Genomic DNA, 21995 nt, shown 5'->3' on the forward strand with positions numbered 1-21995 from the left:
GGTTTAGGTAAGAGGAAGAACGGATGAAAGATATATAACAATGTGTGGTTTTGAGGGTATATGCCTCAAGGATTGCTGAAAAGCAATATTCCTCGATAGCTCAGTCGGTAGAGCAAACGGCTGTTAACCGTTGGGTCGTAGGTTCAAGTCCTACTCGGGGAGCTTTGGCCCCATGGTCAAGCGGTTAAGACATCGCCCTTTCACGGCGGTAACACGAGTTCGAATCTCGTTGGGGTCATTGAATGCCGATGTGGCTCAATTGGCAGAGCAGCTGATTTGTAATCAGCAGGTTATCGGTTCGAGTCCGATCATCGGCTTCACAAAAAAACTAAATACATCTATCAGATTATTATGTTTAGGACCTTTAGCTCAGTTGGTTAGAGCAACCGGCTCATAACCGGTCGGTCCCGGGTTCGAGTCCCCGAAGGTCCACTAGCACTGAACTAAATTTTTGATAATCTGGCCCGGTGGCTCAGCTGGTTAGAGCGCCGCCCTGTCACGGCGGAGGTCGTGGGTTCGAATCCCATCCGGGTCGTTCTGTGCTAACAATGTACAGAGTTTTATTTAGCGGGTAAATAATTTATTTACCAAATTGCATATGGGATCTTAGCTCAGCTGGGAGAGCATCTGCCTTACAAGCAGAGGGTCATAGGTTCGAGCCCTATAGGTCCCATTTCCATGAGAAATCATGAGAATGCCGGCGTGGCGGAACTGGCAGACGCACAGGACTTAAAATCCTGCGGGACTTACCTCCCGTACCGGTTCGATTCCGGTCGCCGGCATTTGCCTGATAAGGCAATTAAGTGAATATGTGTGTGTAGCTCAGCTGGATAGAGCACTTGGCTACGGACCAAGGTGTCGGGAGTTCGAATCTTCTCACGCACGTACTGAAAGGCCCTTGTTTACAAGGGTTCGCATAAGGAAAGCATCCTGTACAGGGTGCTTTTTTTGTGCTATAAATGTATTAGATATGGTATGTGACCTTCTGTAGGGTAGAGTAAATAACTTAAGAAAAGAGGTAGAGGCTGTGATAAATGGCTGTGCAGAATTAATTGATAAAAGTTATTTGGAGAGAGCAGAGAGGCTTGGTGTTGCTCTTTTATGTGATGGTGTGAAGAAAAGCGGTTTGGAAATCTCCAACTGTGGATGTATGGATGCAGGGATCATGCCGGTAGACCGGGGAATGACTATGGTCGGTACTGCTTTGACTGTGGAGACGAGTGAAGGGGATAATTTTCCTATTCATCTGGCAAGCTACAGTACATCTTCGGAAGGATATGTTATGGTGATAGATGGGAAGGGCTATCTGGGTAAGGCATATTGTGGTGATCTCATTATGGCGGCATGCCAGGCGGTGGGATTTCAGGGAATGGTCGTTGATGGATATACGAGAGACAGAGATGGAAACATTGAACTGGGATTTCCCGTATATAGCAGAGGCTTTATGCCAAATGGACCGATAAAAAAGGAAGAAGGAAATGTTAATACAGAAATTATTTGTGGAGGAATCAAGGTTTGTCCTGGTGATCTGGTAGCAGGTGATTCTGATGGAGTGTGTGTGATTCCGAGAGAACACATTGAGTTGGTCTTAAGTATGGCAGAGGAAAAGCTGGCATATGAGTCGAAGAGAAGACGCACCATTGAAGCTTATGGGGAAGCCAAGAAAAATGGTACGGAATTGCCACAGCTGGCACCCCAATGGGTACTTGATATGATGAAGGATCGAATGGGATGATGGTTTTAAGAGAGTCAGGCAGTTTTGACGGGAATTCACTCCTTTACAAAGAAATAAAATGGGTGTATAGTAGCAGTTGTGAGTGGATGCGCTGGTAGCTCAGCTGGATAGAGCGTCTGGCTACGGACCAGAAGGCCGCGAGTTCGAATCTTGTCCAGCGCATGGAAAAGAACAGTTTGTAAGTTATATATAGACTGTTCTTTTTTTATGCCTATTTTTACTCATTGATTTAGAATATAAGGCGTAAAATTATATAAGAGCAGTATAATTTGAGTTTTTATTTCATTGATTATGTGAAAATAAAGAATTATAACTTGAAGAAGAACTTATGTAAAAAATAACTTGATTTTTTTGTTAATTTTATTATACTAAAATAAGAGTGATATATAAAATTCAGGTGCGACGAGGTAACTGCAGACAATGGGTCCAGTGCCTCTTTTTTTATATCAATGGTTAAATGAAACGGATGGGAGACGTTTATGTTAACTCAGGCAGAGATGGTAAAAAGATTGGAGCAGTTTCCAGGAAAAGTTAGCTTTTATTTTGAAAATCTGGTGACAGGAGAAACCATGAGGTATCACGAACAGGCACCGATGATGGCGGCCAGTGTCATTAAATTGTTTGTCATGGCTTCTGTGTTTGAAGGTTTGGAGAGAGAGCTGTTTCAGCCGGATCAGATGTTTGAAATCAAAAGAGCACATTGTGTGCCCTCCTGTGGTGCGCTGACTTATCTTCATGATGGAATTCAGGTGACACTTATGGATTTAGTGACACTGATGATTATTTTCAGTGATAATACGGCTACTAATGTTTTAGTTGATTTTATTGGGATGGAGTCTATTAATGGGACCATTTCCAGATTAGGATTTGAAAAGACGGTACTGCAGAGGAAGATGTTTGATCTGGAAAAATCAAGACAGGGGATTCAAAACTATATTACAGCGGGAGAGACAGGCCAGCTATTGAACATGATATATCATGGAAACCTGGTCAGCAGGTGTGCCAGTGAACGTATGGTGTCAATCATGAAGAATCAGCAGCTTTCTGGGAAAATACCATTTTATTTAAAAGCAATTCCTGACAGGCCGGAGATTGCCCACAAGACCGGAGAGGATACTGGCATCAGCCATGACGTGGGAATTATTTATGGGAAGGTTCCTTTTATTGTTTGCTATTGTGGGAATGAGACGGATACGCCTTGTTTCGAGAGATTTATGGCGGAAATTTCATTGGAGCTTTATCAGGAGCTTAACCTGTAAAAGAGTATACAAATAAAACGTAGAATGATGAGATCATGAAGTGATTGAAATACAGAAGATCACCTGAGAAATGAATCTGTTTCAGGGTGAATATATATTTAGATAACAAGGAGGAACATGAATGAGAAAAAGAAGGATATTAGCAGCTGCCTTAGGTGCAGTTCTTGGGGCTTCCATTGTTTTAAGCGGGTGCAGTTCCACGGCTACTGTGAAAAAGGGAGCAGGAGCCCAGGAAAACGGAGCAAAGGGGGGAGAAACCAAAGATGGCGCCGTGTATACAAAATTATATGGGGCCGAGGCATCAACTCTTAACTACCTGGTTTCATCTTCGGAAGCTGATTATAAAATTGGGGCAAACTGTATTGATACGTTGGTGGAGTATGACAGCAAGGGAAAGATTAAACCTGGGCTTGCGACGGATTGGAGTTATGACGATGCTTCTCTTACCTGGACCTTTAAGCTGAGGGAAGCCAAATGGGTGGATCATACGGGGGCTTCAGTCGGAGAGGTCACGGCTCAGGATTTTGTAGATGCTATGAAATATCAGCTTTCCCCGGAAAATGAAAGTGCCAATGTGCAGAATCTTTTTGGAATCATTGCCAATGCGGAGAATTATTACAATGGCCAGGTTTATAAAGGCGGGCCGGATAAGGATGGGAAGGTGTGGGAGACTGTGGACTTTTCTACGGTTGGTGTAAAGGCAGTGGATTCCCATACCCTCACTTATACTTTGGATAAGGAGGTTCCATATTTCCTTTCTTCTCTTGCCTATATTGTTTATATGCCGGCTTACGGACCTCAGCTGGAATCTTTGGGGAAGGAATTTGGTACTGGGGCGGATAAGATGTATTACAATGGTGCTTATTATTTGGAGGAGTATTCTCCTCAGGAGAAGCATGTATTGAAAAAGAATCCCTTAAATTATGATGCAGCTTCTGTTTACATAGATGAAATCCAGGAGATTTATAATGCAGAGTATAATACCATAGGGCCAGAGATGGTAAAGCGGGGAGAGGTGGATTATGCGGAAATCTCTGCGGATATCTTGGATGACTGGCTAAAGGGTGAGGATACGAAGAATCTGGTCAGCAGAGAAAGGCCAAAGACCAGCTACTCCTATTTCTACTCCTTTAATTTCAATCCTCAGTTTGATGCTCAGTATGAGCCGGAGAACTGGAGAAAGGCCGTGAATAATGAAAGCTTTCGAAAAGCATTATTTTACGGTTTGAATAAGACGAAGGAGGTGGCGGTCATAGAGCCTTCTGCTCCTGATGATTTTGTGCTTTCTTCGATTACTCCTAAGGATTTCACTTATAATGCAGATGGCGTGGATTATACTGAGGTTGGAGAAATGAAAAACCTGAGCCAGACATTTGATGAGGCAAAGGCAAGGGGATATAAGGATCAGGCAATGAAAGAGCTTTCCGCATTGGGTGTGACCTTTCCGGTTAAAGTATTAATGCCATATAATCCTTCGGAAATCAACTGGGATAAAGAGTGTCAGGTCGTGAAGCAGCAGATGGAGAGTCTGCTTGGGACGGACTTTATTGAAATTGTGGTTGAGGCAGGTCCTGCGGACGGATTCTTAACGGAGGTGCGCAGAGGCGGGAAGTTTGCTTTAATGAAATGTAACTGGGGCGCTGACTTTGCAGATCCGGAAACCTGGACGGATCCATTTTATCAGTCAAAAGGTGAGAGCGGATATGACCTGGGGTATAAATATGGAAATATAGCTAAAGCCATAGAAGAGGGGACACCGTCTGCAGAGGCGGCAAAGGAATACTTTGAGCTCGTGGATGCAGCAAAGGAGATTAAGGTGGATATTAACGCCAGGTATGAGGCGTTTGCAAAGGCGGAGGCCAGTTTGATCAATCATGCATTTGTCCTGCCCTATAGCATTTCGGTAAGCAAATATGTGGCAACAAAGCTAGATGTATTTGATGGGCAGTATGCACCTTTTGGGGTGTCTAATCTAAGGTATAAGGGCCAGCATCTGTTGGATCATTATGTTTCTATGGAGGAGTATAAGGCGAACAGGGCGGCAAATGAAAAGTAAGAATAAATTATGTTGATATGTTGACTAAGAAAAGGAAACAGAGAAGAGCATAGACAGAAGAAAATAGAGTGAAGAAAGAGAGATGCGTAGAAAGAGAAGTGGAGAAATATAAAAGCAGAGAAACAGAAAAGCAGAAAGGCAGTAAAACAGTGGAGCGAAAGACAAATTAGAGAAACTTAGAGTCATAGAATTAGTGAGAAACAGTTCATACGCCGGGCCGAAACGTGTTTTGGTCCGGCGGAAAAATACCGTCTGAAAGAGAGGTATGGTATGTTACGTCTTTTTCAGAGAGTATTTTTATTTTAAGGACAAAGGAGACTGGAAGCTGATGGTAAAATATTTAGCAAAGCGTATTGCTCGTTCCTTTCTAACCCTTGCGGTGATTTTAACGGTTGTGTTCTGCCTGCTTCGTTTTATGCCGATAGAGGGATATTTTCAGAACTTTGATAAGATGACGCCCCAGCAGATTCAGGTGGGGCTTAAGGAAATGGGGCTTTCTGATCCGCTTCCGGTGCAGATTGTCCGCTTCTTTGGGGATCTGCTTCATGGGGATCTTGGGGTATCTAGAATTTATCGGGCCAATGTTCCAGTTGCGGATGTGCTGGCGGATAAGGTGCCTGTCTCCATTAAGCTTGGTCTATGGTCTATGATCCTTTCTCTTGTCATAGGGCTTCCTTTGGGGGCGGTGATGGCAAGGTATCAGTATCGCTGGCCGGATCGTCTTGGCACGTTGTTTATTGTATGCATACAGGCAGTGCCGGCTGCGGTGTATTATCTGTATCTTCAGCTTTATGGAACCAATTTGTTACAGGTGGGACTGCTGTTTAAGATGGAGGAGCCAAAATACTGGATACTTCCTGTTTTTTCCATGTCTCTTGGAAATATTGCATTTTACGGCATGTGGCTGAGACGGTATATGGTGGATGAAAGCAACAGGGATTATGTAAAGCTTGCAAAGGCTAAGGGCTTATCAGAGGGGGAGATTATGTTTAAGCATATTTTCCGGAATGCTTTTGTTCCTTTGGTCCAGTACATACCTACGGCATTTTTAAATACGGTGATTGGCTCTATTTACATTGAGTCCTTATACAGCATTCCTGGAATGGGAGGGCTTTTGGTTCAGGTGATTAAAAAGCATGACAATAACATGGTTCAGGGAATTGTGCTTTTGTATGCCTGTGTTGGTGTATTAGGGCTTTTGTTAGGGGACGTTCTTATGGTCCTGCTGGATCCCAGGATCAGCCTTGGAAGGAAAGAAGGTGACAGATGATGAAGCAGTTTTCTTACCGCCATGCGAAGGAAAAGCAACTGATGAAGCACATGGAAGAATCGGATTTGTTCTCCTTTGCAGAGTTTCAGGAAGAAGAAGCGGAAAGAGGGGGATACAGCAATTATTCCTATTGGAACAGTACGATACTGGCATTTTTTAAGAATCGAGGGGCAGTGGTTCTTTTGCTGCTTTTGATTCTCCTTCTTTTATTTACCTTTGTTCAGCCTTATTTGCCGGGGCAGTATGATCCTAATAAAATATTAAATGATGCCAATGGGATGCAGTATCGGAATGTGCCTCCTGGCAAGATATTTATTCTTGGTACCAATTCCATTGGGCAGGATCTGTGGGCAAGAATCTGGGCAGGTACCAGGACCTCTCTTCTCATTGGAATTTTAGTGGCTCTTTCTGAAGCTGTGATCGGCATTTCCGTAGGGGTCGTCTGGGGGTATGTCAGGAAGGTGGATTTCATACTGACGGAAATTTATAATATCATTGATAATATTCCAAATACCATTATTCTTATATTGATTTCCTACATTTTAAAGCCAAGTGTAGAGACCCTTGTATTTGCCATGTGTCTGACCGGATGGATTCAGATGGCGAGGTTTATTCGAAATCAGATTCTCGTTATCCGGGATCGGGATTATAATGTGGCCAGCCGGTGTCTTGGGACTCCAACGGGTAGAATCATTGTAAGGAATCTGCTGCCTTATCTGGTATCAGTCATCATGCTGCGTATGGCTCTTACCATTCCTGCTGCCATTGGAAATGAGGTGTTTATCACCTATATTGGGCTGGGGCTTCCAGTGGATATTCCCAGCCTTGGAAATCTCATCAATGAGGGAAGAGTGCTGATCACCAGTGCGGCACTTCGGTATCAGCTGGTTTATCCTACCATTATCCTTTCTTTTGTTACCATTTCATTTTATATCATCGGCAATGCCTTTTCTGATGCGGCTGATCCGAAAAATCACGTATAGGGAGGTTTGGTATGGAACGTGAAATGATGTTAGAGGTCAGGGATTTAGATATTCGATTTGAGTTAAGGGGTAAGGTGCTTCATGCAGTCCGTGAGGTTTCTATGGAGCTTTATCGGGGAGAGGTTCTTGCTGTTGTGGGAGAATCGGGAAGCGGTAAATCGGTCTTTACCAAATCATTTATGGGGCTGTTAGATAAAAATGGATATGTGTCTGGAGGAAGTATTTGTTACTATGGCGGGGAAGAGGAAAGGATTATGGAACTGACTGCCATTCGTAAAGAAAAAGACTGGAGACGGATCAGAGGTCGTGAGATTGCCATGATCATGCAGGACCCTATGACCAGTTTAAACCCCTTAAAGACCATTGGAAGCCAGATTATGGAGGCAGTCCTGCTTCATCAGAATGTAGGGCGTATGGAGGCTATTAAAAGGACCATACAGTATTTAAAGGATGTGGGAATTCAGGAGCCGGAAAAAAGGTTTGAGCAGTATCCCCATGAATTTTCTGGTGGAATGAGACAAAGAGTGGTGATTGCCATCGCCATTGCCTGCAATCCGAAAATCCTGATCTGTGATGAGCCTACGACTGCACTTGATGTGACCATTCAGGCCCAGATTCTTAATCTGCTAAAGGAGCTGCGGCAGAAGTATCAGCTTTCTGTTATTCTTATTACGCATGATCTTGGGGTGGTTGCTAATATTGCTGACCGGGTGGCTGTCATGTATGCAGGGGATATTGTTGAGATTGGGACCAGTGAGGAGATATTTTATGATCCAAGGCATCCCTATACCTGGGCACTTTTGTCTTCCTTGCCTCAGGCGGGCCAGAAGGGGAGTGAGCTTTTTTCCATACCAGGTACACCGAAAAGCCTCTATGCAGAAATCGAGGGAGACGCATTTGCTCCCAGGAATCCCAGGGCTTTAAACATAGATTTTATAAGACGGCCTCCCTATTTTGATGTGTCACCTACCCATAAGGCGAAAACCTGGCTCTTGGATCCCAGAGCGCCGAAGGTATCCCTGCCGCCAATTGTTGAGAAAATCAGAAAGGGAGGTCTGTTCTGATGGAACGGGAAGTATTATTGGATGTAAAGAATTTAAATGTGACCTTTGGAGAGCACAGGAAAAAGTATGATGCGGTAAAAAATGTAAGCTTTAAAATATATAAGGGAGAGACCTTTGGGCTGGTAGGAGAATCGGGTTCTGGAAAAACTACCATTGGAAGGGCGATTATGCGCATCATAAAGACCTCAGGCGGAGACATTCTTTATAAAGGGGAAAAAATTAACGGCCTTATTCTGCCGGAACTGGACCAGAGAGTGATGAGGGAAATCCAGATGATATTTCAGGATCCTCTAGCCTCCTTAAATGAAAGGGCCAAGGTGGACTATATTGTCAGCGAGGGGCTATTAAACCTGGAAAAAGGTATGGATGAAATGGAACGGAAAAATAAGGTGCAGCAGGCTTTAAAGGATGTAGGTCTTCTGCCTGAATTTGCCTGCCGCTTTCCCCATGAATTTTCCGGGGGCCAGAGACAGCGTATTGGAATTGCCAGGGCTTTGATTATGAATCCGGAATTTATTGTGGCGGATGAACCTATCTCCGCACTGGATGTTTCTATCAGGGCACAGATTTTAAACTTGCTGGCAGATATGCAGAAGAAACGGCAGATTACCTATCTTTTTATAGCCCATGATTTATCTGTCATGCGGTTTATTACGGACCGGATCGCAGTGATCCGGAAAGGGGAAATTGTGGAGATGGCAGAGACTGAGGAGCTGGTCACTCATGCCATGCATCCATATACAAGAGCTCTTCTTTCGGCCATTCCTATGCCGGATCCTAAGAGGGAAAAGGAGAAAAAGCTTCTTATTTACGATCCGTCTGTGCATGAATACGGGGAGGATAAGCCATTTTGGCAGGAGATACGGCCTGGCCATTATGTTCTTGCAAATCGGAAGGAAGCAGGAGAATATAAGAGGATTTACGAAGGATAGAGAAAAGAAACTCTTAGGGAGGTTATTCATGAAGCAGTATGGAGTGGCTTTGTTGCCAGTGGTTACCTTATGGGATAAACCGGAGGAAACGAAGAAAAATAAGGCCAGAGAGACGGTCTCGGCCATTGGAGATGAGCTTCTTTACGGAATGGGGGTAAGGATTACAGGAGAGCCAATCAATGGGTTTTATCCGGTTGTCACCTTTTATGCATATCCCGGGTTTGTAAAACAGGATGAGTTGTACCTTCTTAGCCTGGAAGAGATGAAAGCCTATGAAGATGACAGGCTCTTGGTGGTGAACGGAAGGTATGTAGATGTTCTTTCTCTTCCCAGAGTCCAGGGGGTACGGCTTGCCAGCCTGCCAAAAGGAGCGCTCATAAAGGTACTGGGTCCTGATTCGGAAAAGAAAGGCTGGGTGAAGGTAGAGCTTTTATCCGGTGAGACTGGATACATAAGAGATCAGTATTTAAGGGAAAAGGAATTTTCCCAGTCCTATCTGTGGACGGAAATCCTTCCTCAAAGTGAAATTGTGGATGAGATGGATTTTCGAAGGTCAGTGACGGAAACTGCCATGGAATATATGGGGACCCAATATAGGTGGGGAGGAAGGTCTACCCTTGGGCTGGACTGCTCCGGTCTCACTTCGGAAAGCTATTTGTTAAATGGAATCCTGATTTACCGGGATGCCAGGATAGAAGAAGGGTTTCCGGTTCACGAAATACCAAAGAACGCTATGCTTCCTGGCGATCTTATGTATTTTCCCGGTCATATTGCCATGTATTTAGGAGATTGTGCTTATATCCACGCCACGGCTAAGGTAGGAAACAGTGGTGTTGTGATTAACAGCTTTGACCCGGCTTCCCCGTATTACCGGGCAGATTTGGAAGAAAGCTGGTATGCATCAGGAAGTATATTTTAGTATTTACTTTCAGGGATGAAAAGGGAGGGTACTATGGATGTAAGGCTTACCTTGGAGAAGAGGATTGAAGCAGAGATTAAAAGCTATGATGGAATCATGGGAATCTATCTTGATGATCTCCGTGGGACGGTGATCCAGATTAAGGCGGATGAGACCTTTGAGACAGCCAGTGCGATTAAAACATGGATACTGGCCTGTTTGTTTTGGGAAGCGGAGAATGGAAGGGCATGTCTGGAGGATCAGATTGAGTATAAGAAGGAGCACTGGGTGGACGGAAGCGGTGTGCTGGGGGCATTAGAGCCTGGTGCTCTCCTGCGGGTTAAGGATGCTGCCACCTTTATGATGATTGTCAGCGATAACATTGCCACCAATATGATGATCGACTACCTGGGATTAGATAGGATTAACCAATGCATCAGGAGACTTGGGTCTATGGATACGGTGCTACATAATCCTATTCATTTTGATCAGTATGAGAGACTTGGGACCAGCACCCCAAGGGATTATGCCAGTATCTTTGTTCGGTTGGTGAAAGGAGAGCTGATAAGTCCGGAAGCTGACAGGCAGATGGTTGAGATATTAAAGAAGCAGCAGTATCAATCCATGATTACAAAGGATTTTCCTCCGTATTTTATGGACAGCGATAATACAGACGATGTTATAATATCCGTTGCCTCCAAAAGCGGCAGCATGGATGCATGCAGAAATGATGGAGGCATCGTATTCACTCCTTATGGACACTACGTTATCGTCATGTTTCATAAAGAGTTTTCCGATGCCATGTATTATCCGGCTCATCCTGCTACCATGTTCGGTGCAAGGGTAAGCCGGTTGATATTAGATCAGTATCTGGCCCTGGAGGGGAGATTTTACCCTGCCCTAAAGGGATAAAAGTTCATTTAGGTCTGTAATGGTGTGGGTAGCTTTTTCCGTCTGGCTGCCTCCTTTTGGTGCGTACAGGCAGGAATCAATGCCGGAGTTTAAAGCGCCCTGAATGTCTGAGGTGAGACTGTCTCCCACCATAATGGTTTTAGAAGGATCAAAGTCCCTGATATGTTCAAAACAGTAATCAAAGAAATTTCTATCTGGCTTTTCAAACCCGATTTTTTCTGAAACGAACATGTCTTCAAAGAAATGGTATAGGCCTGAGGTCTGTAAACGCTTGACCTGGGTTTCGTATACTCCGTTTGAAGCGGAGTATATTTTTTTGCCGGATTCTTTTAAGCGGACAAGAGTCTCCTTGGCGTGGGGCATCATCTCTGCTCCGTCGCTTAAGTAGCTTTGAAATCTCATCTCCGCTTCTTCGGCATCAACGGACATTTGTATGGAACCGAAAAATTCCTTGAAGCGCCCGATGCGGAGCGTATCCTTGTCTACTTTTCCCTGCTCAAGGAGAGACCAGAAGTTTTTGTTGATTTTTTTATATTGAGTAAATAGCTCCTCCTCATAAGGGATCTCATAGGATCTTAAGAGAGTATGAAAGCTATTTATTTCAGCAGCATCAAAGTCTAGTAACGTGTTGTCTAAATCAAGTAAGTATATCTCATACATGGGGTCATTCCTCCAGGCTGAAAATTTTAGTATAGTAATTATAGCATATTCCTAGTAAAGGAGACAATAATAGAATGCTGATAAGGGTTCCTTCCCGGATTTCCATAGGAGACTTAGTGAGAAAGGTAATCAGCAGTGTGGCAGCTAAAAATATTACGTCAAAGCCCATGCGGATCTTGCTGAAGTTCCGATGGTATTTTTCGCTGATGGTAAGGCAGAGGCTTTCCAGTGGAAATTTAATAATTCCAATGGCAAGTACCCCTCCCAGGCTGATGGAAGCAAAAATCAGTCCTGTAAAATAGAGTATGATTCTTTGATAGTAATGGTTAGGGGTCCAGAAGGCCAAAACCTGATACAGGAAGAAATTGATGATGTATCCGTTTAGTATGGTGGCTACGATTTGAATAATATCGGACTTATTCAGCTTTGTACGCCTTAGGAGTAGGTAGGTTAAAAAGAACAGGGAGTTTATAACATTTAATATGGTGCCTACCTTTAAATCTACGCCGTAAGAAAGGGTTACTGCGAGAGCGTTTAGTACGCTTTGGCCGATGGAAGCTTTTAATTGAAGAGATACTCCAAAGCCGAAAAGGATAAAAAATAAAATGGATATGATTGCTCGTTTGCTGTTTGATTTGTACATTGTTTTCACCTCGGGATTATGATACCATAGGAGTGTAAGCTTGAATATGAGAAATATCACATTGGGGATAATTTATGTTTGGAGATAGTTTTTGCGATTTTCCGGAGCGTTTAAGGGCCTTGGGAGTGGAACGTCATTTTACCAAAGGGGACCATATTTTTACGGTTGGTGAAGCCATTGGGACATGCTATCTCATTCAAAAAGGTACCGTGAAGATTTACATTGATCATGAAAACGGAAGAAGGTCCATCCTTGATTTTGCCAGCGGTGGCAGCTGGCTGGGTGAACTGTCTCTGTTTTGCGAAGAGGATTATATTAAGGAAAATCAGGTGGTGGAGGAGACCATCTGCCTGGAGTTCCATTTGCGTGAAGTAAGAAGGTTATGTATGGAAGATGCCCTGATTTCCTTTTATTTTGCATCCTATATATCAAAAAAGCTGATGGCAAGAAGCGGCCGTATGAGTGAGTATTTAAATTATTCCATGGAAAAGAGACTGGCCTCTTTTATCCTGGAGCATCAGCAGGGAGGGAAATATAATCTGTCCCATACGGATGTATCGGAATATTTAAATGTCAGCTATCGCCATGTACTGTATGTTATGAAGAAATTTTGCAATGAAGGATTGATTGCGAAGGAGAAGGGGTATGTTATCCTCAATGAGAAGCGGTTAAAGGAGATTTCTGACAGCAGCATGTGAGATTGCTGTGTGAGAATTGTTTGATGGGGTGTCAGGCGGTGGGCGGATAGCTGACCGCTTTTTTTATGCAGCATGGGGATACCCGTGAGATTTGACCAGATTAAATATTATGGTATAATAAGGTGTTTAAAGAGTCTGGGTCCAGCGATAGAAGGAATCCAGGGAAAAGCTGATACTGAAAATGGGCGTCATTTTATATAGATAGAGGTCAAGGTGAAATTGAGGTTGTGATAAGAAATATGGAAACAGGAAGTATAACGTTTCAGGACGGAAGTATCTGCAATTATAAAATGATTGCTTCCAAACGGCGGACCATGGCGGTTTCAGTGACGAAAGAGGGAGAAGTGATAGTCCGGCTTCCTTTTCATGTTTCAGCGGCAGCAGGCCACCGTCTGGTTGTGGATAACAGGGACTGGATTTATAAGCAATTGTGGAAAATACATACAAAACTGGGAGAGAAGAAGGAATTTCACTTTGTTCACGGCGCATCTGTTCTGCTTTTTGGAACCAGTGTACTCCTTCTTGTATCTGAGGACCCGTTAAAAAAGAAGGATACTGTCCGGGAGACAAAAGAAGGGATTTTGGTCACTGTCACCTTGATAAGTGAGGGACCGGAATATGAAGAAAGAATCAGGGAAGCATTAAAGCTCTGGTATCGGAAACGGGCAAAAACATATTTGGAAGAAAAGACGGCATGGTGGGCTAATAAGATGAAGGTGGATTACGAAAGAATTGCCATTCGGGATCAGGCCACCCGTTGGGGAAGCTGCAGCGGAAAGGGAAATCTAAATTTTAACTGGCGGCTTGTCCTTCTTCCGGAGGAGCTTGCGGATTATGTGGTCGTCCATGAACTGGCTCACCGCTTCCATATGAACCATTCCAGGCAATTTTGGAGCGTGGTGGATCATGAACTGCCGGATTACATAGAGAGACGAAAGGCGTTAGCAAACTGGGGAGAGAAGCTTTTCGGGATTTACTAGGAATTACTTTAACGAATTTTGCTACAATCACAGAAAGAGAAAGAAATGCCGGAAATTTCCGGCTGACAGGGAGAATAAGAAACATGGCAGCAGAAAGATGGATGCTACAGACGAAACGGGCTGATTTTCAGGAGATGGCTAAGTGCCATGGCATATCTCCGGTTACGGCCAGAATCATACGAAACCGGGACGTGGTAGGAACGGAGTCCGTGGAGAAATATTTAAAAGGCGGATTAAAGGATTTATATAATCCTTATCTGTTAAAGGATATGGAATTGACCGTTTCAATTATCAGGGAAAAGGTCCGTGAGGAAAAAAGAATCCGAATTGTAGGGGATTATGACATTGACGGAGTCTGCTCTACCTATTTGTTATACCGTGCCCTAACAGAAATTGGGGCTTATGCCGACTACGAGATTCCAGACCGGATCCGGGATGGCTACGGCATCAACGAATCCATAATCCGTCAGGCAGCTGAGGATGGGATTGATACCATTTTGACCTGTGACAATGGAATCGCTGCAACTGCCCAGATCCGTCTTGCCAAGGAATTAGGACTTACGGTGCTGATTACGGATCATCATGATATTATGAAGGAGGAGGGAGTGGAAATTCTTCCTCCTGCAGATGCGATTATCAATCCAAAGCAAATGGCCTGTCATTACCCTTACCCGGAAATCTGCGGCGGGCTGGTGGCTTATAAGCTGGTGCAGGCTCTGTATGAGGCATATTCCATCTCACAGGAGAAATGGCTGGAAATGCTGGAGTTTGCAGCCATAGCCACGGTGGGAGATGTCATGAAGCTGCAGGATGAGAACCGGATTATCGTAAAGGAAGGCTTAAAGCGGATGGGGCAGACAAAAAGCCTTGGCCTTAGAAAGCTGATAGAAAAAAACAATCTGGATGAGGACAATATAACAGCCTATCAGATTGGCTTTGTTATCGGCCCATGTCTGAATGCAGGAGGACGCCTTCATACGGCAAAGCTTGCTCTGTCCCTTCTTTTAAGCGAGAGTGAAGAGGAAGCGGACCGCATGGCACTGGAATTAAAGGACTTAAATGACCAGAGAAAGACCATGACAAGGCAGGGGACAGAAGAGGCCGTAGAGCAGGTAGAAGCCTTATACAAGGACCATAAGGTGCTTGTGGTATATTTACCGTCCTGTCATGAGTCCCTGGCTGGAATCATAGCAGGGCGGTTGAGAGAGCAGTATCAGAAGCCGGCCTTTGTCCTGACAGACGGAGAGGAAGGGGTAAAGGGGTCCGGACGCTCCATTGAGACGTACCATATGTTTGACGCACTGGTAGAGGTAAAGGAGCTCTTGTCAAAGTTTGGAGGTCACCCGATGGCAGCAGGGCTGTCTCTTAAAAAAGAAAATGTGGATGAGTTCCGCCGCCGCTTAAATGAAAACGCGAAGCTGGGAGAAGAGGATTTTATTAAAAAGATCTGGATTGATGTTCCCATGCCGCTGGAATACATAAATGAGCCATTGATTGAAGAGCTGGATCTTTTGGAGCCATTTGGACAGGGAAATGAAAAGCCTCTGTTTGCACAGAAGGGATTGTCAATAAGAAGTGTAAGGGTGATGGGGAAAAATAGAAATGTGGTGAAATTCTCTCTTGCCTCTGAGAAAGGAATGCCAATGGATGGACTGCTTTTTGCAGACGGGGATTCCTTTCTTCATGAGTTGTCAGGCAGCCGTAAGATTGATGTGATTTACTATCCGGCAGTCAATGAGTATAATGGGAACAAATCCCTGCAGATCGTTATAAAAAATTATAAGATTGCCAAGGAATCATAGAAAGCCTTGACATAATTGGCAAGTAGCTATATAATCGACCAAAATACAAAAGTGGCAGTTTTAAAAGGAATGTGAGGGAATGGACATGGTAAATGAAGTAATGAAGTTTATTACCGGCTACGATAAGGAAGTCGGAGAAGCCATTGAAAAAGAGTGCGCGCGTCAGAGAAGAAATTTAGAACTGATCGCATCGGAAAATATTGTTTCAGAACCGGTCATGATGGCAATGGGCTCCGTACTTACGAATAAATATGCCGAAGGTTATCCTGGAAAACGTTATTACGGCGGCTGTGAGGAAGTGGATGTGGTTGAGACCATCGCCATAGAGCGTGCCAAAAAGCTGTTTGGATGCGACTATGCCAATGTTCAGCCTCACTCCGGCGCACAGGCCAATATGGCTGTCTTCCTTGCCATGCTTCAGGCAGGCGATACCGTTATGGGTATGAACTTAAACCACGGCGGTCATCTGACTCATGGAAGCCCTGTAAATTTCTCTGGTCTTTATTTCAATATTGTTCCTTATGGAGTCAATGATGATGGCTTTTTAGATTATGATGAGATGGAGCGGCTTGCCATGGAGCATAAGCCGAAATTAATCGTAGCTGGTGCCAGTGCTTACGGAAGAGTCATTGATTTTAAACGATTCCGTGAGGTTGCAGATAAGGTTGGCGCTTACTTGATGGTGGATATGGCTCATATTGCCGGACTTGTGGCGGCAGGACTTCATCCTAGCCCAATTCCATATGCAGATGTAGTGACTACCACAACGCATAAGACTCTTCGCGGACCGAGAGGCGGACTTATTCTTGCAAATCAGGAGGCTGCGGACAAGTTTAACTTTAACAAAGCTATTTTCCCAGGCATTCAGGGCGGACCGTTAGAGCACGTGATCGCTGGTAAGGCAGTTTGCTTTGGCGAGGCTTTAAAACCTGAATTTAAAACGTATCAGGAGCAGGTGGTTAAGAATGCTAAGGCTCTTGCAGCAGCTCTTATTAAACAGGGATTCCATATTCTTACAGAGGGAACGGACAATCATCTTATGCTTATCGACTTAAGAGGTATGGAAGTGACCGGTAAAGAGCTTCAGAACCGCTGTGACGAGGTCTATCTGACCTTAAATAAGAACTCTGTACCAAATGATCCAAGAAGCCCGTTTGTCACCTCCGGTGTGAGAATCGGAACCCCGGCTGTTACTTCCAGAGGCTTAAAGGAAGAGGACATGGAAAAGATTGCAGAATGCATCTGGCTGGTTGCTACAGATTTTGAAAATAAGGCTGATTATATCAGAAGCGAAGTAACAAAAATCTGTGATAGATATCCTCTTTACGAATCTTAATTATTAAAAAAGGAGTGTTGCAAAAGGACGTGAAATCTATATGATTTCATACCTGGAGCAATGCTCCTGTTCTTTTTTATCTAAAAAGTGATACAAATGTTACATAAAAACGTTCTGCTGGATGGAGGCTTGTAACATATGAAAATTGTTACATATGCAGTAGTGTGCAATTCTCTAACCTTAAAAGCAACAAAAAGAACGTGCTGCAAACCATGATAAAAATAGTTTTGCAACACGCTCTTAGGAGGAAATTAAATCTGGCTTTTATGCCTCGTTCTTAAATGATTCACAATCGGTGCATTCTTTTTTTGTAGGATTTTCTTCATGAGTACCTACTTTGATTTTTTCAAGGGTACAGTAATCCTCTCTTTTTGCGTGGTAAGCACAGTTGTCGATGGTACATGCGATACATTCATTCATTCCGTTTACTAACATAGATAAACCCTCCTTCATTGTTTGTTACGGTATTTAGTGTAAACCGAATAGAGGGTTTTATTATGCCAAATTTTTCTTTAAACAAAGGCATTTTTTAAGCGATTATATTCTTCCGGAGTGAGAGTCAGCACAGTACCGTGCTTAAAGCCGTAGGGAAAGAAAAAGGATTCATCGCTTCTGATAAAACGGCCGGTTTTGATGTCATCAGAAACAAATGGAACGTAGCCCTGTTTTTCCTTAATTGTTCCATAAAAATCCAAAAACAGGCACCAGCGGCCATCTTCCCTACGAAATGCGGTAGGGGCTTCGTACTGGCCCTGTTCCAGCTTTTTCATCTCTTCTAAAAATTCTTTCATAGGAGTGAAGGGACCGGTAATGGACTGGGAATTTAATAAAATCACGGATTCCGGGTCTGCCTCGCTTTTTACGAAAAGATAATAGCTGCCGTCTTCCTCATACATGGCGGAATCGATAATTCCGATTTCGTTCCTTTCATAAAGTACGAACGGAGGCGTGAAATGCTCAAAATCCCTGGTCCTTGTACCATATATTTTCTTAGGGCCATAATTGTTTGAGGCATGGGAAGAAGACCAGTGGATGATGTATTCCCCTGTTTTAACATCCCTTATAATATCAGGTGCCCATACGCAACCAAAGGGTTCATCCTGAAAGGAAATAAACCTTGGCTCTGACCAGCGAATCAAATCCGGAGACTGCCAGAGAATCAGCGATCTGCTTCCGTGTCTGCTGACTTCGTCCCAGCTTCCTTTATATTTTGTTTTGAAATTTATGGCTAGACTTAAATCAGTAGCCAGAATCAGGTATGTTCCGTCTTCCTTTCGTAAAATGGTAAAATCCCTGACGCCCTGTTCCCCAATGGTGCTGGTGAGAATAGGCTCGCCTTTGTTTAACTCTTCCCAGTGAAAGCCATCACGGCTTAATGTAAAGTATACCTGTTCTCCATCCGGGGTATCCTTTTCTTTAAAATGAACAAATAAATATGCCTGATTCATACATTTCCTCACTTTTATAGTTTCTTTTTATCATAACACTTGTGAGATGGCCAGGCAAGTTGTTGCAATAAAAAGCAGCAGCCCCGGAGAGTGCCGAGGGCTGCTGCTTTTTGGCTATTAGTTATTTAATTTTGTCGTAACTGGACTCTTTGATAGTTCCGTCACTGTTGGTCTTGTAGTACTTACCATCGCCATCCTGGATGTTAGTCTTGTTCTTTGCAAGCTTTCCGCTGGTATTTACTAAGTATTCTTTATCATTGAATTGGATGACTTTGTACTTATCATCCTTGTCAGCCTTTAAGAGACGACCCTGGATGTAGATGCTGTCATCGTTGATGCCGTTGTAGCCAGCACCCTTGTTGCTTCCGGATTTACGGAAGTTGTAGGTGTACTTCTCGCCATCAATATCAATTGTGGTCTTGCCGGTAGTCATAGCACCCTCTTTTGGAGAGTTTCCGAAGTAGTAAACTTCGCCTTCATCGCCAACTGCTGGGAAATCAGCCTCTGTTTCGATTTCATCGTAGGAAGTAATGTTTCTGCTGGAATCGAAGGACAGCTTGTAAAGGCCGTTTAACATTTCACCCTTTTCGTTGAATGCATATCTTAAACCGTTGATGGTCTTGATCTGGCTGGTTACTAAGTCTCCGTTGGAGTTAGCAAAGAACCAGTACTCATCGCCGTTCTCATGTGCTTCTGCATCGATGGTTTCGCTAGGAACTGTTTTGAACCAGCCCTTAGCAAGCCATGACTGCTCTGGAAGGTTGTAATACTGACTTCCGTTGCTTGCAGATGCAGGAGTTGCCTTCTCATACCACTCAGATTCAGCAGCACCGTACTCGTTGAAGCGGTACTTACGTCCGTTGATGGTCTTGGAAGTATCTTTCATCTTCTTGCCGTTGGAACCAAAGTAGAACCAGTATTTTCCGTCAAAGTTCTCTTTTGTGTTGTCATCATCGGTAACTTCGATGGACTTCCATGCGTTGGTTGTTTTTGCACCGTCGTTAGCTGCGCCTAAGAAATAGGTTGCTTCTTTCCATGCATCATCACCAGTCACACGAGTTGCATCTTCATTTACCCAGCCAAAGAGCATTCTGCCTTCGGAATCGAATGCATAGTCATGAACATCGCCATTAGCAACTTTAACTGACTTGAAGGTTGTCTTACCGGAAGTGGTTGTCTTGTAAGCTTTACCGTTGCTTCCGAAGTAATACCAATATGTGTCCTGAGCATCATCGCTGTCATCATCTTCAGTAGAAGCAAGCTCACGCCACTCGTTGGTTACCATTGCACCTACGGAGTTTACATAGTAGTAATTACCATCAGACTCGATGAGCTCGTTGGTCTTCATCTGACCATCCTCATCAAGGTAGAACCAGCTGTCTCCAGATTTCTTCCAGCTGTCAGTGGCAAGATCGCCATCATTGTTGTAATAAACCCAAGAATTGTTCTCCTCGGTCCAGCCCTGAGCGGCGAAAGATGTCATTGAGGCACCTATGGTAAAAAGCGCAGCCGCGCAAGGTACAATCCATTTCAGTTTCTGTTTTCTCATATTCAATCTCCTTTCATAACTCCTGTTGTTTTCCAGCGTCGTTCGCTGATGATGTGACTTTAAACCATGGAGTAGGTCCAAGGTCAAGCCAAGTAAAAAAGGCGTAAGAATGCGTAAGAAATGAGCAAATATTTAATAATTTTGTAACATTTCCGTTTATTGGTAATAGGGAGATTTTAAGAGTTATGAAGAAATGTCCATTTTACCGTAAAAACTCCTGGTATGGTCATTATTGGCTGAAAGAAAGATTGGAAAATTAAAGAAAAAAAGACAGGAAATCCTGCCTTTCATGTATATATAATACCATAAAAATGACTTTTTTTCAAGACTTGTAATTATACCGTAGTAAGAGTAAACTTGGGATTTATAAATGAGGAAGGAGATTTATTATGGGCGATGAACAATGGATTTTGGCAATGAACCATACACAGATAGCAGCTTTAAAGGCAACAAATGAGTATACGGCAAAATTTGGACTTGTGTTAAGCGACGAAGATACCGCACTTTTATTAAATGAACGAAGTGAGGTGCTTAAAAAAGAGCGACGGGTAGAATTTGGAGAAGGGATATTGCCGAAACTTGCATTTGCATTTTGTGATTCGCCCTATATCCAGCAAGACAACTACGTGGAAACTCTGGCAAGGCTTCAGGAGATCTTCTATTTCTATAAAAATGAATCCCTGGATGAATTTACGGACGATGAACTGGTGGAGGCAATGAAGGAGCTGTTTGACGGGTCATGTCAGGGATCCCTTGATTATATGGAGGATACAGGACTTCAAATTCTGGCGAAAAAAGCACGGTTTGGAACCTGTTTTGATGAGGCGGAGGAAGATGAATATTAATACGGAAGACATTTTGCCTCTCATGGGGGAGCTTGCAGCAAAATACACATCAAAGGAGAGCACCTCTATTACCTATGAAAAGGCCAGTCAGCTTATGGAAGCAATCTTATACTGCATTCGTGAATATGAGGATCATCAGCCGGAAGGAGAGGAGATATTAGCCGTTGATCATAATATGGACGTAAAAACGGCTTACCAGCTGGGATATGAGCGGGTTCTTAGAAAGGTAAAGGATACCCAAAAGCAATACAATGAGATGATAGAAAATTTTCGTTCCTATGGGAACCGTTGCTATTATGATACCTTTGTAAAAGGAATCCCAGGCTTCTTTCTCTATTATGATCCTCGTTTTCAGCCTCAGAATCATATTCTCACTCTGGATTATCCGGTGTTATCTTCTATAGAAGGTTTATGCGGGGCAGATGCAATGAAAGTTTATGTTAACTCCGGTTATTTGGAACAAATATTTCTTAAGTCTATTCCAGAGGAATACGTAAGACACGTATTAAAGGCATACTCCGGGGATTGCGATGACTTAATCATTAATTTGGCTGCAATTACTGAAAGAAATCTTTTGGGAGGGTGGATTGCTGGAAAACAAATAAATACCAGAGGATATACAGAAAAAGAACGGAAGCGGGTGTATGCATTTGTAAATCAAACTTCCAGAGAAACGATAGAGGCAGTATGTAAAGAAGGTATTCTAAAACTCATCCATTATTTATCTCCAGGGAATATGGAGCTTGTAAAATATCTGATGCTTGATATTCCTGATTTTAGCTTTGAACTGAAGAACGCGGCAGAGCATGGGCACCTTGAGTCTGTGCTGGCTGTTAAATAAAAGGCATTCCTCTTCCCAGGGAAAATTTGTTCTTATAAGTTGACTTATTTTTCTCTTTTTGCTATGCTAGGGTACAACGGAGGG

Annotated in this window: 20 protein-coding genes and 9 tRNA genes; 24 read left to right on the plus strand and 5 right to left on the minus strand. The window is 43.5% G+C overall.

Features of this window, described 5'->3' with window-relative positions:
* Positions 1 to 89: 89 nt before the first annotated feature.
* The 18 genes from OW255_RS03505 (at position 90) to OW255_RS03590 (ending at position 11109) form a co-directional block, all read left to right on the plus strand.
* Positions 90 to 162 (plus strand) — tRNA-Asn (locus OW255_RS03505).
* A 4-nt stretch (positions 163 to 166) separates the two neighbouring features.
* A tRNA-Glu gene (locus tag OW255_RS03510) sits at positions 167 to 238 on the plus strand.
* A gap of 6 nt (positions 239 to 244) precedes the next feature.
* Positions 245 to 317 (plus strand) — tRNA-Thr (locus OW255_RS03515).
* A 41-nt stretch (positions 318 to 358) separates the two neighbouring features.
* Positions 359 to 432: transfer RNA gene (locus OW255_RS03520), tRNA-Ile, on the plus strand.
* 29 nt (positions 433 to 461) lie between these two features.
* Positions 462 to 535 (plus strand) — tRNA-Asp (locus tag OW255_RS03525).
* Positions 536 to 600: 65 nt separating this feature from the next.
* Positions 601 to 673: transfer RNA gene (locus OW255_RS03530), tRNA-Val, on the plus strand.
* Positions 674 to 696: 23 nt separating this feature from the next.
* Positions 697 to 782, plus strand: a tRNA-Leu gene (locus tag OW255_RS03535).
* 29 nt (positions 783 to 811) lie between these two features.
* Positions 812 to 885: transfer RNA gene (locus OW255_RS03540), tRNA-Arg, on the plus strand.
* Positions 886 to 1027: 142 nt separating this feature from the next.
* The gene (locus OW255_RS03545; protein WP_268115652.1) at positions 1028 to 1735 is read left to right on the plus strand and encodes an RraA family protein; all 708 of its coding nucleotides are present in this window, start codon (positions 1028 to 1030) and stop codon (positions 1733 to 1735) included.
* Positions 1736 to 1823: 88 nt separating this feature from the next.
* A tRNA-Arg gene (locus tag OW255_RS03550) sits at positions 1824 to 1897 on the plus strand.
* 317 nt (positions 1898 to 2214) lie between these two features.
* Positions 2215 to 2994, plus strand: coding sequence for a serine hydrolase (locus tag OW255_RS03555; protein ID WP_024837270.1), 780 nt, complete (start codon positions 2215 to 2217; stop codon positions 2992 to 2994).
* Positions 2995 to 3115: 121 nt separating this feature from the next.
* On the plus strand, positions 3116 to 5050 hold the full coding sequence (locus OW255_RS03560) for a peptide ABC transporter substrate-binding protein (RefSeq protein WP_268115653.1): 1935 nt from the start codon (positions 3116 to 3118) through the stop codon (positions 5048 to 5050).
* 328 nt (positions 5051 to 5378) lie between these two features.
* Positions 5379 to 6320, plus strand: a complete 942-nt coding sequence (locus OW255_RS03565; RefSeq protein ID WP_268115654.1) for an ABC transporter permease — start codon at positions 5379 to 5381, stop codon at positions 6318 to 6320.
* Positions 6317 to 7303, plus strand: a complete 987-nt coding sequence (locus tag OW255_RS03570) for an ABC transporter permease (RefSeq protein ID WP_024837267.1) — start codon at positions 6317 to 6319, stop codon at positions 7301 to 7303. The genes OW255_RS03565 and OW255_RS03570 overlap by 4 nt, the downstream gene beginning before the upstream one ends.
* 11 nt (positions 7304 to 7314) lie before the next feature.
* Positions 7315 to 8367 (plus strand): ABC transporter ATP-binding protein, encoded by a 1053-nt coding sequence (locus OW255_RS03575; RefSeq protein WP_268115655.1) that lies wholly within the window; start codon positions 7315 to 7317, stop codon positions 8365 to 8367.
* Positions 8367 to 9299: an ATP-binding cassette domain-containing protein gene (locus OW255_RS03580; protein WP_268115656.1), complete on the plus strand. Its 933-nt coding sequence runs from the start codon at positions 8367 to 8369 to the stop codon at positions 9297 to 9299. Before OW255_RS03575 ends, OW255_RS03580 begins: the two co-directional genes overlap by 1 nt.
* A gap of 28 nt (positions 9300 to 9327) precedes the next feature.
* Positions 9328 to 10218 carry a C40 family peptidase gene (locus OW255_RS03585; RefSeq protein ID WP_268115657.1) on the plus strand — a complete coding sequence of 297 codons (891 nt, stop codon included), beginning with the start codon at positions 9328 to 9330 and terminating at the stop codon, positions 10216 to 10218.
* Between the two features lie 33 nt (positions 10219 to 10251).
* A complete protein-coding gene (locus OW255_RS03590) occupies positions 10252 to 11109 on the plus strand; it encodes a serine hydrolase (RefSeq protein ID WP_268115658.1) in 858 nt (285 codons plus the stop codon).
* Here OW255_RS03590 and OW255_RS03595 read toward each other — a convergent pair.
* On the minus strand, positions 11098 to 11769 hold the full coding sequence (locus tag OW255_RS03595; RefSeq protein ID WP_024837262.1) for a YjjG family noncanonical pyrimidine nucleotidase: 672 nt from the start codon (positions 11767 to 11769) through the stop codon (positions 11098 to 11100). The two genes, OW255_RS03590 and OW255_RS03595, sit on opposite strands and share 12 nt — an antisense overlap.
* Before the next feature lie 4 nt (positions 11770 to 11773).
* Positions 11774 to 12412 carry a YczE/YyaS/YitT family protein gene (locus OW255_RS03600; RefSeq protein WP_268115659.1) on the minus strand — a complete coding sequence of 213 codons (639 nt, stop codon included), beginning with the start codon at positions 12410 to 12412 and terminating at the stop codon, positions 11774 to 11776.
* A 74-nt stretch (positions 12413 to 12486) separates the two neighbouring features.
* On the opposite strand from OW255_RS03600, the gene OW255_RS03605 reads away from it, so the two are divergent.
* The 4 genes from OW255_RS03605 to glyA all read left to right on the plus strand — a co-directional run bounded on the left by OW255_RS03605 (position 12487) and on the right by glyA (position 17228).
* Positions 12487 to 13110: a cyclic nucleotide-binding domain-containing protein gene (locus OW255_RS03605; protein ID WP_268115660.1), complete on the plus strand. Its 624-nt coding sequence runs from the start codon at positions 12487 to 12489 to the stop codon at positions 13108 to 13110.
* 227 nt (positions 13111 to 13337) lie between these two features.
* A complete protein-coding gene (locus OW255_RS03610) occupies positions 13338 to 14090 on the plus strand; it encodes a M48 family metallopeptidase (RefSeq protein ID WP_024837259.1) in 753 nt (250 codons plus the stop codon).
* An 83-nt stretch (positions 14091 to 14173) separates the two neighbouring features.
* On the plus strand, positions 14174 to 15892 hold the full coding sequence (gene recJ, locus OW255_RS03615; protein WP_268115661.1) for a single-stranded-DNA-specific exonuclease RecJ: 1719 nt from the start codon (positions 14174 to 14176) through the stop codon (positions 15890 to 15892).
* Between the two features lie 85 nt (positions 15893 to 15977).
* The gene (glyA, locus tag OW255_RS03620; protein ID WP_024837257.1) at positions 15978 to 17228 is read left to right on the plus strand and encodes a serine hydroxymethyltransferase; all 1251 of its coding nucleotides are present in this window, start codon (positions 15978 to 15980) and stop codon (positions 17226 to 17228) included.
* 264 nt (positions 17229 to 17492) lie between these two features.
* Here the strand turns inward: glyA and OW255_RS03625 are convergent, their stop codons facing one another.
* From OW255_RS03625 to OW255_RS03635, 3 genes are all read right to left on the minus strand, one after another.
* Positions 17493 to 17663, minus strand: coding sequence for a DUF1540 domain-containing protein (locus OW255_RS03625; RefSeq protein WP_081752345.1), 171 nt, complete (start codon positions 17661 to 17663; stop codon positions 17493 to 17495).
* Between the two features lie 77 nt (positions 17664 to 17740).
* On the minus strand, positions 17741 to 18676 hold the full coding sequence (locus tag OW255_RS03630; RefSeq protein ID WP_268115662.1) for a glycoside hydrolase family 43 protein: 936 nt from the start codon (positions 18674 to 18676) through the stop codon (positions 17741 to 17743).
* Between the two features lie 121 nt (positions 18677 to 18797).
* Complete coding sequence (locus tag OW255_RS03635; RefSeq protein ID WP_024837255.1) at positions 18798 to 20225, minus strand: PspC-like choline-binding domain-containing protein; 1428 nt, start codon at positions 20223 to 20225, stop codon at positions 18798 to 18800.
* 389 nt (positions 20226 to 20614) lie between these two features.
* Between OW255_RS03635 and OW255_RS03640 the strand changes: the two genes are divergently transcribed.
* Together OW255_RS03640 and OW255_RS03645 are read left to right on the plus strand one after the other, a co-directional pair.
* Entirely contained in the window at positions 20615 to 21070 is a 456-nt protein-coding gene (locus tag OW255_RS03640; RefSeq protein WP_268115663.1) for a DUF6323 family protein, read from the plus strand.
* On the plus strand, positions 21060 to 21911 hold the full coding sequence (locus OW255_RS03645) for a DUF6179 domain-containing protein (protein ID WP_268115664.1): 852 nt from the start codon (positions 21060 to 21062) through the stop codon (positions 21909 to 21911). The genes OW255_RS03640 and OW255_RS03645 overlap by 11 nt, the downstream gene beginning before the upstream one ends.
* Positions 21912 to 21995 lie beyond the last annotated feature (84 nt).

Source organism: Lacrimispora xylanolytica, assembly GCF_026723765.1.
GTDB lineage: Bacteria > Bacillota > Clostridia > Lachnospirales > Lachnospiraceae > Lacrimispora > Lacrimispora xylanolytica.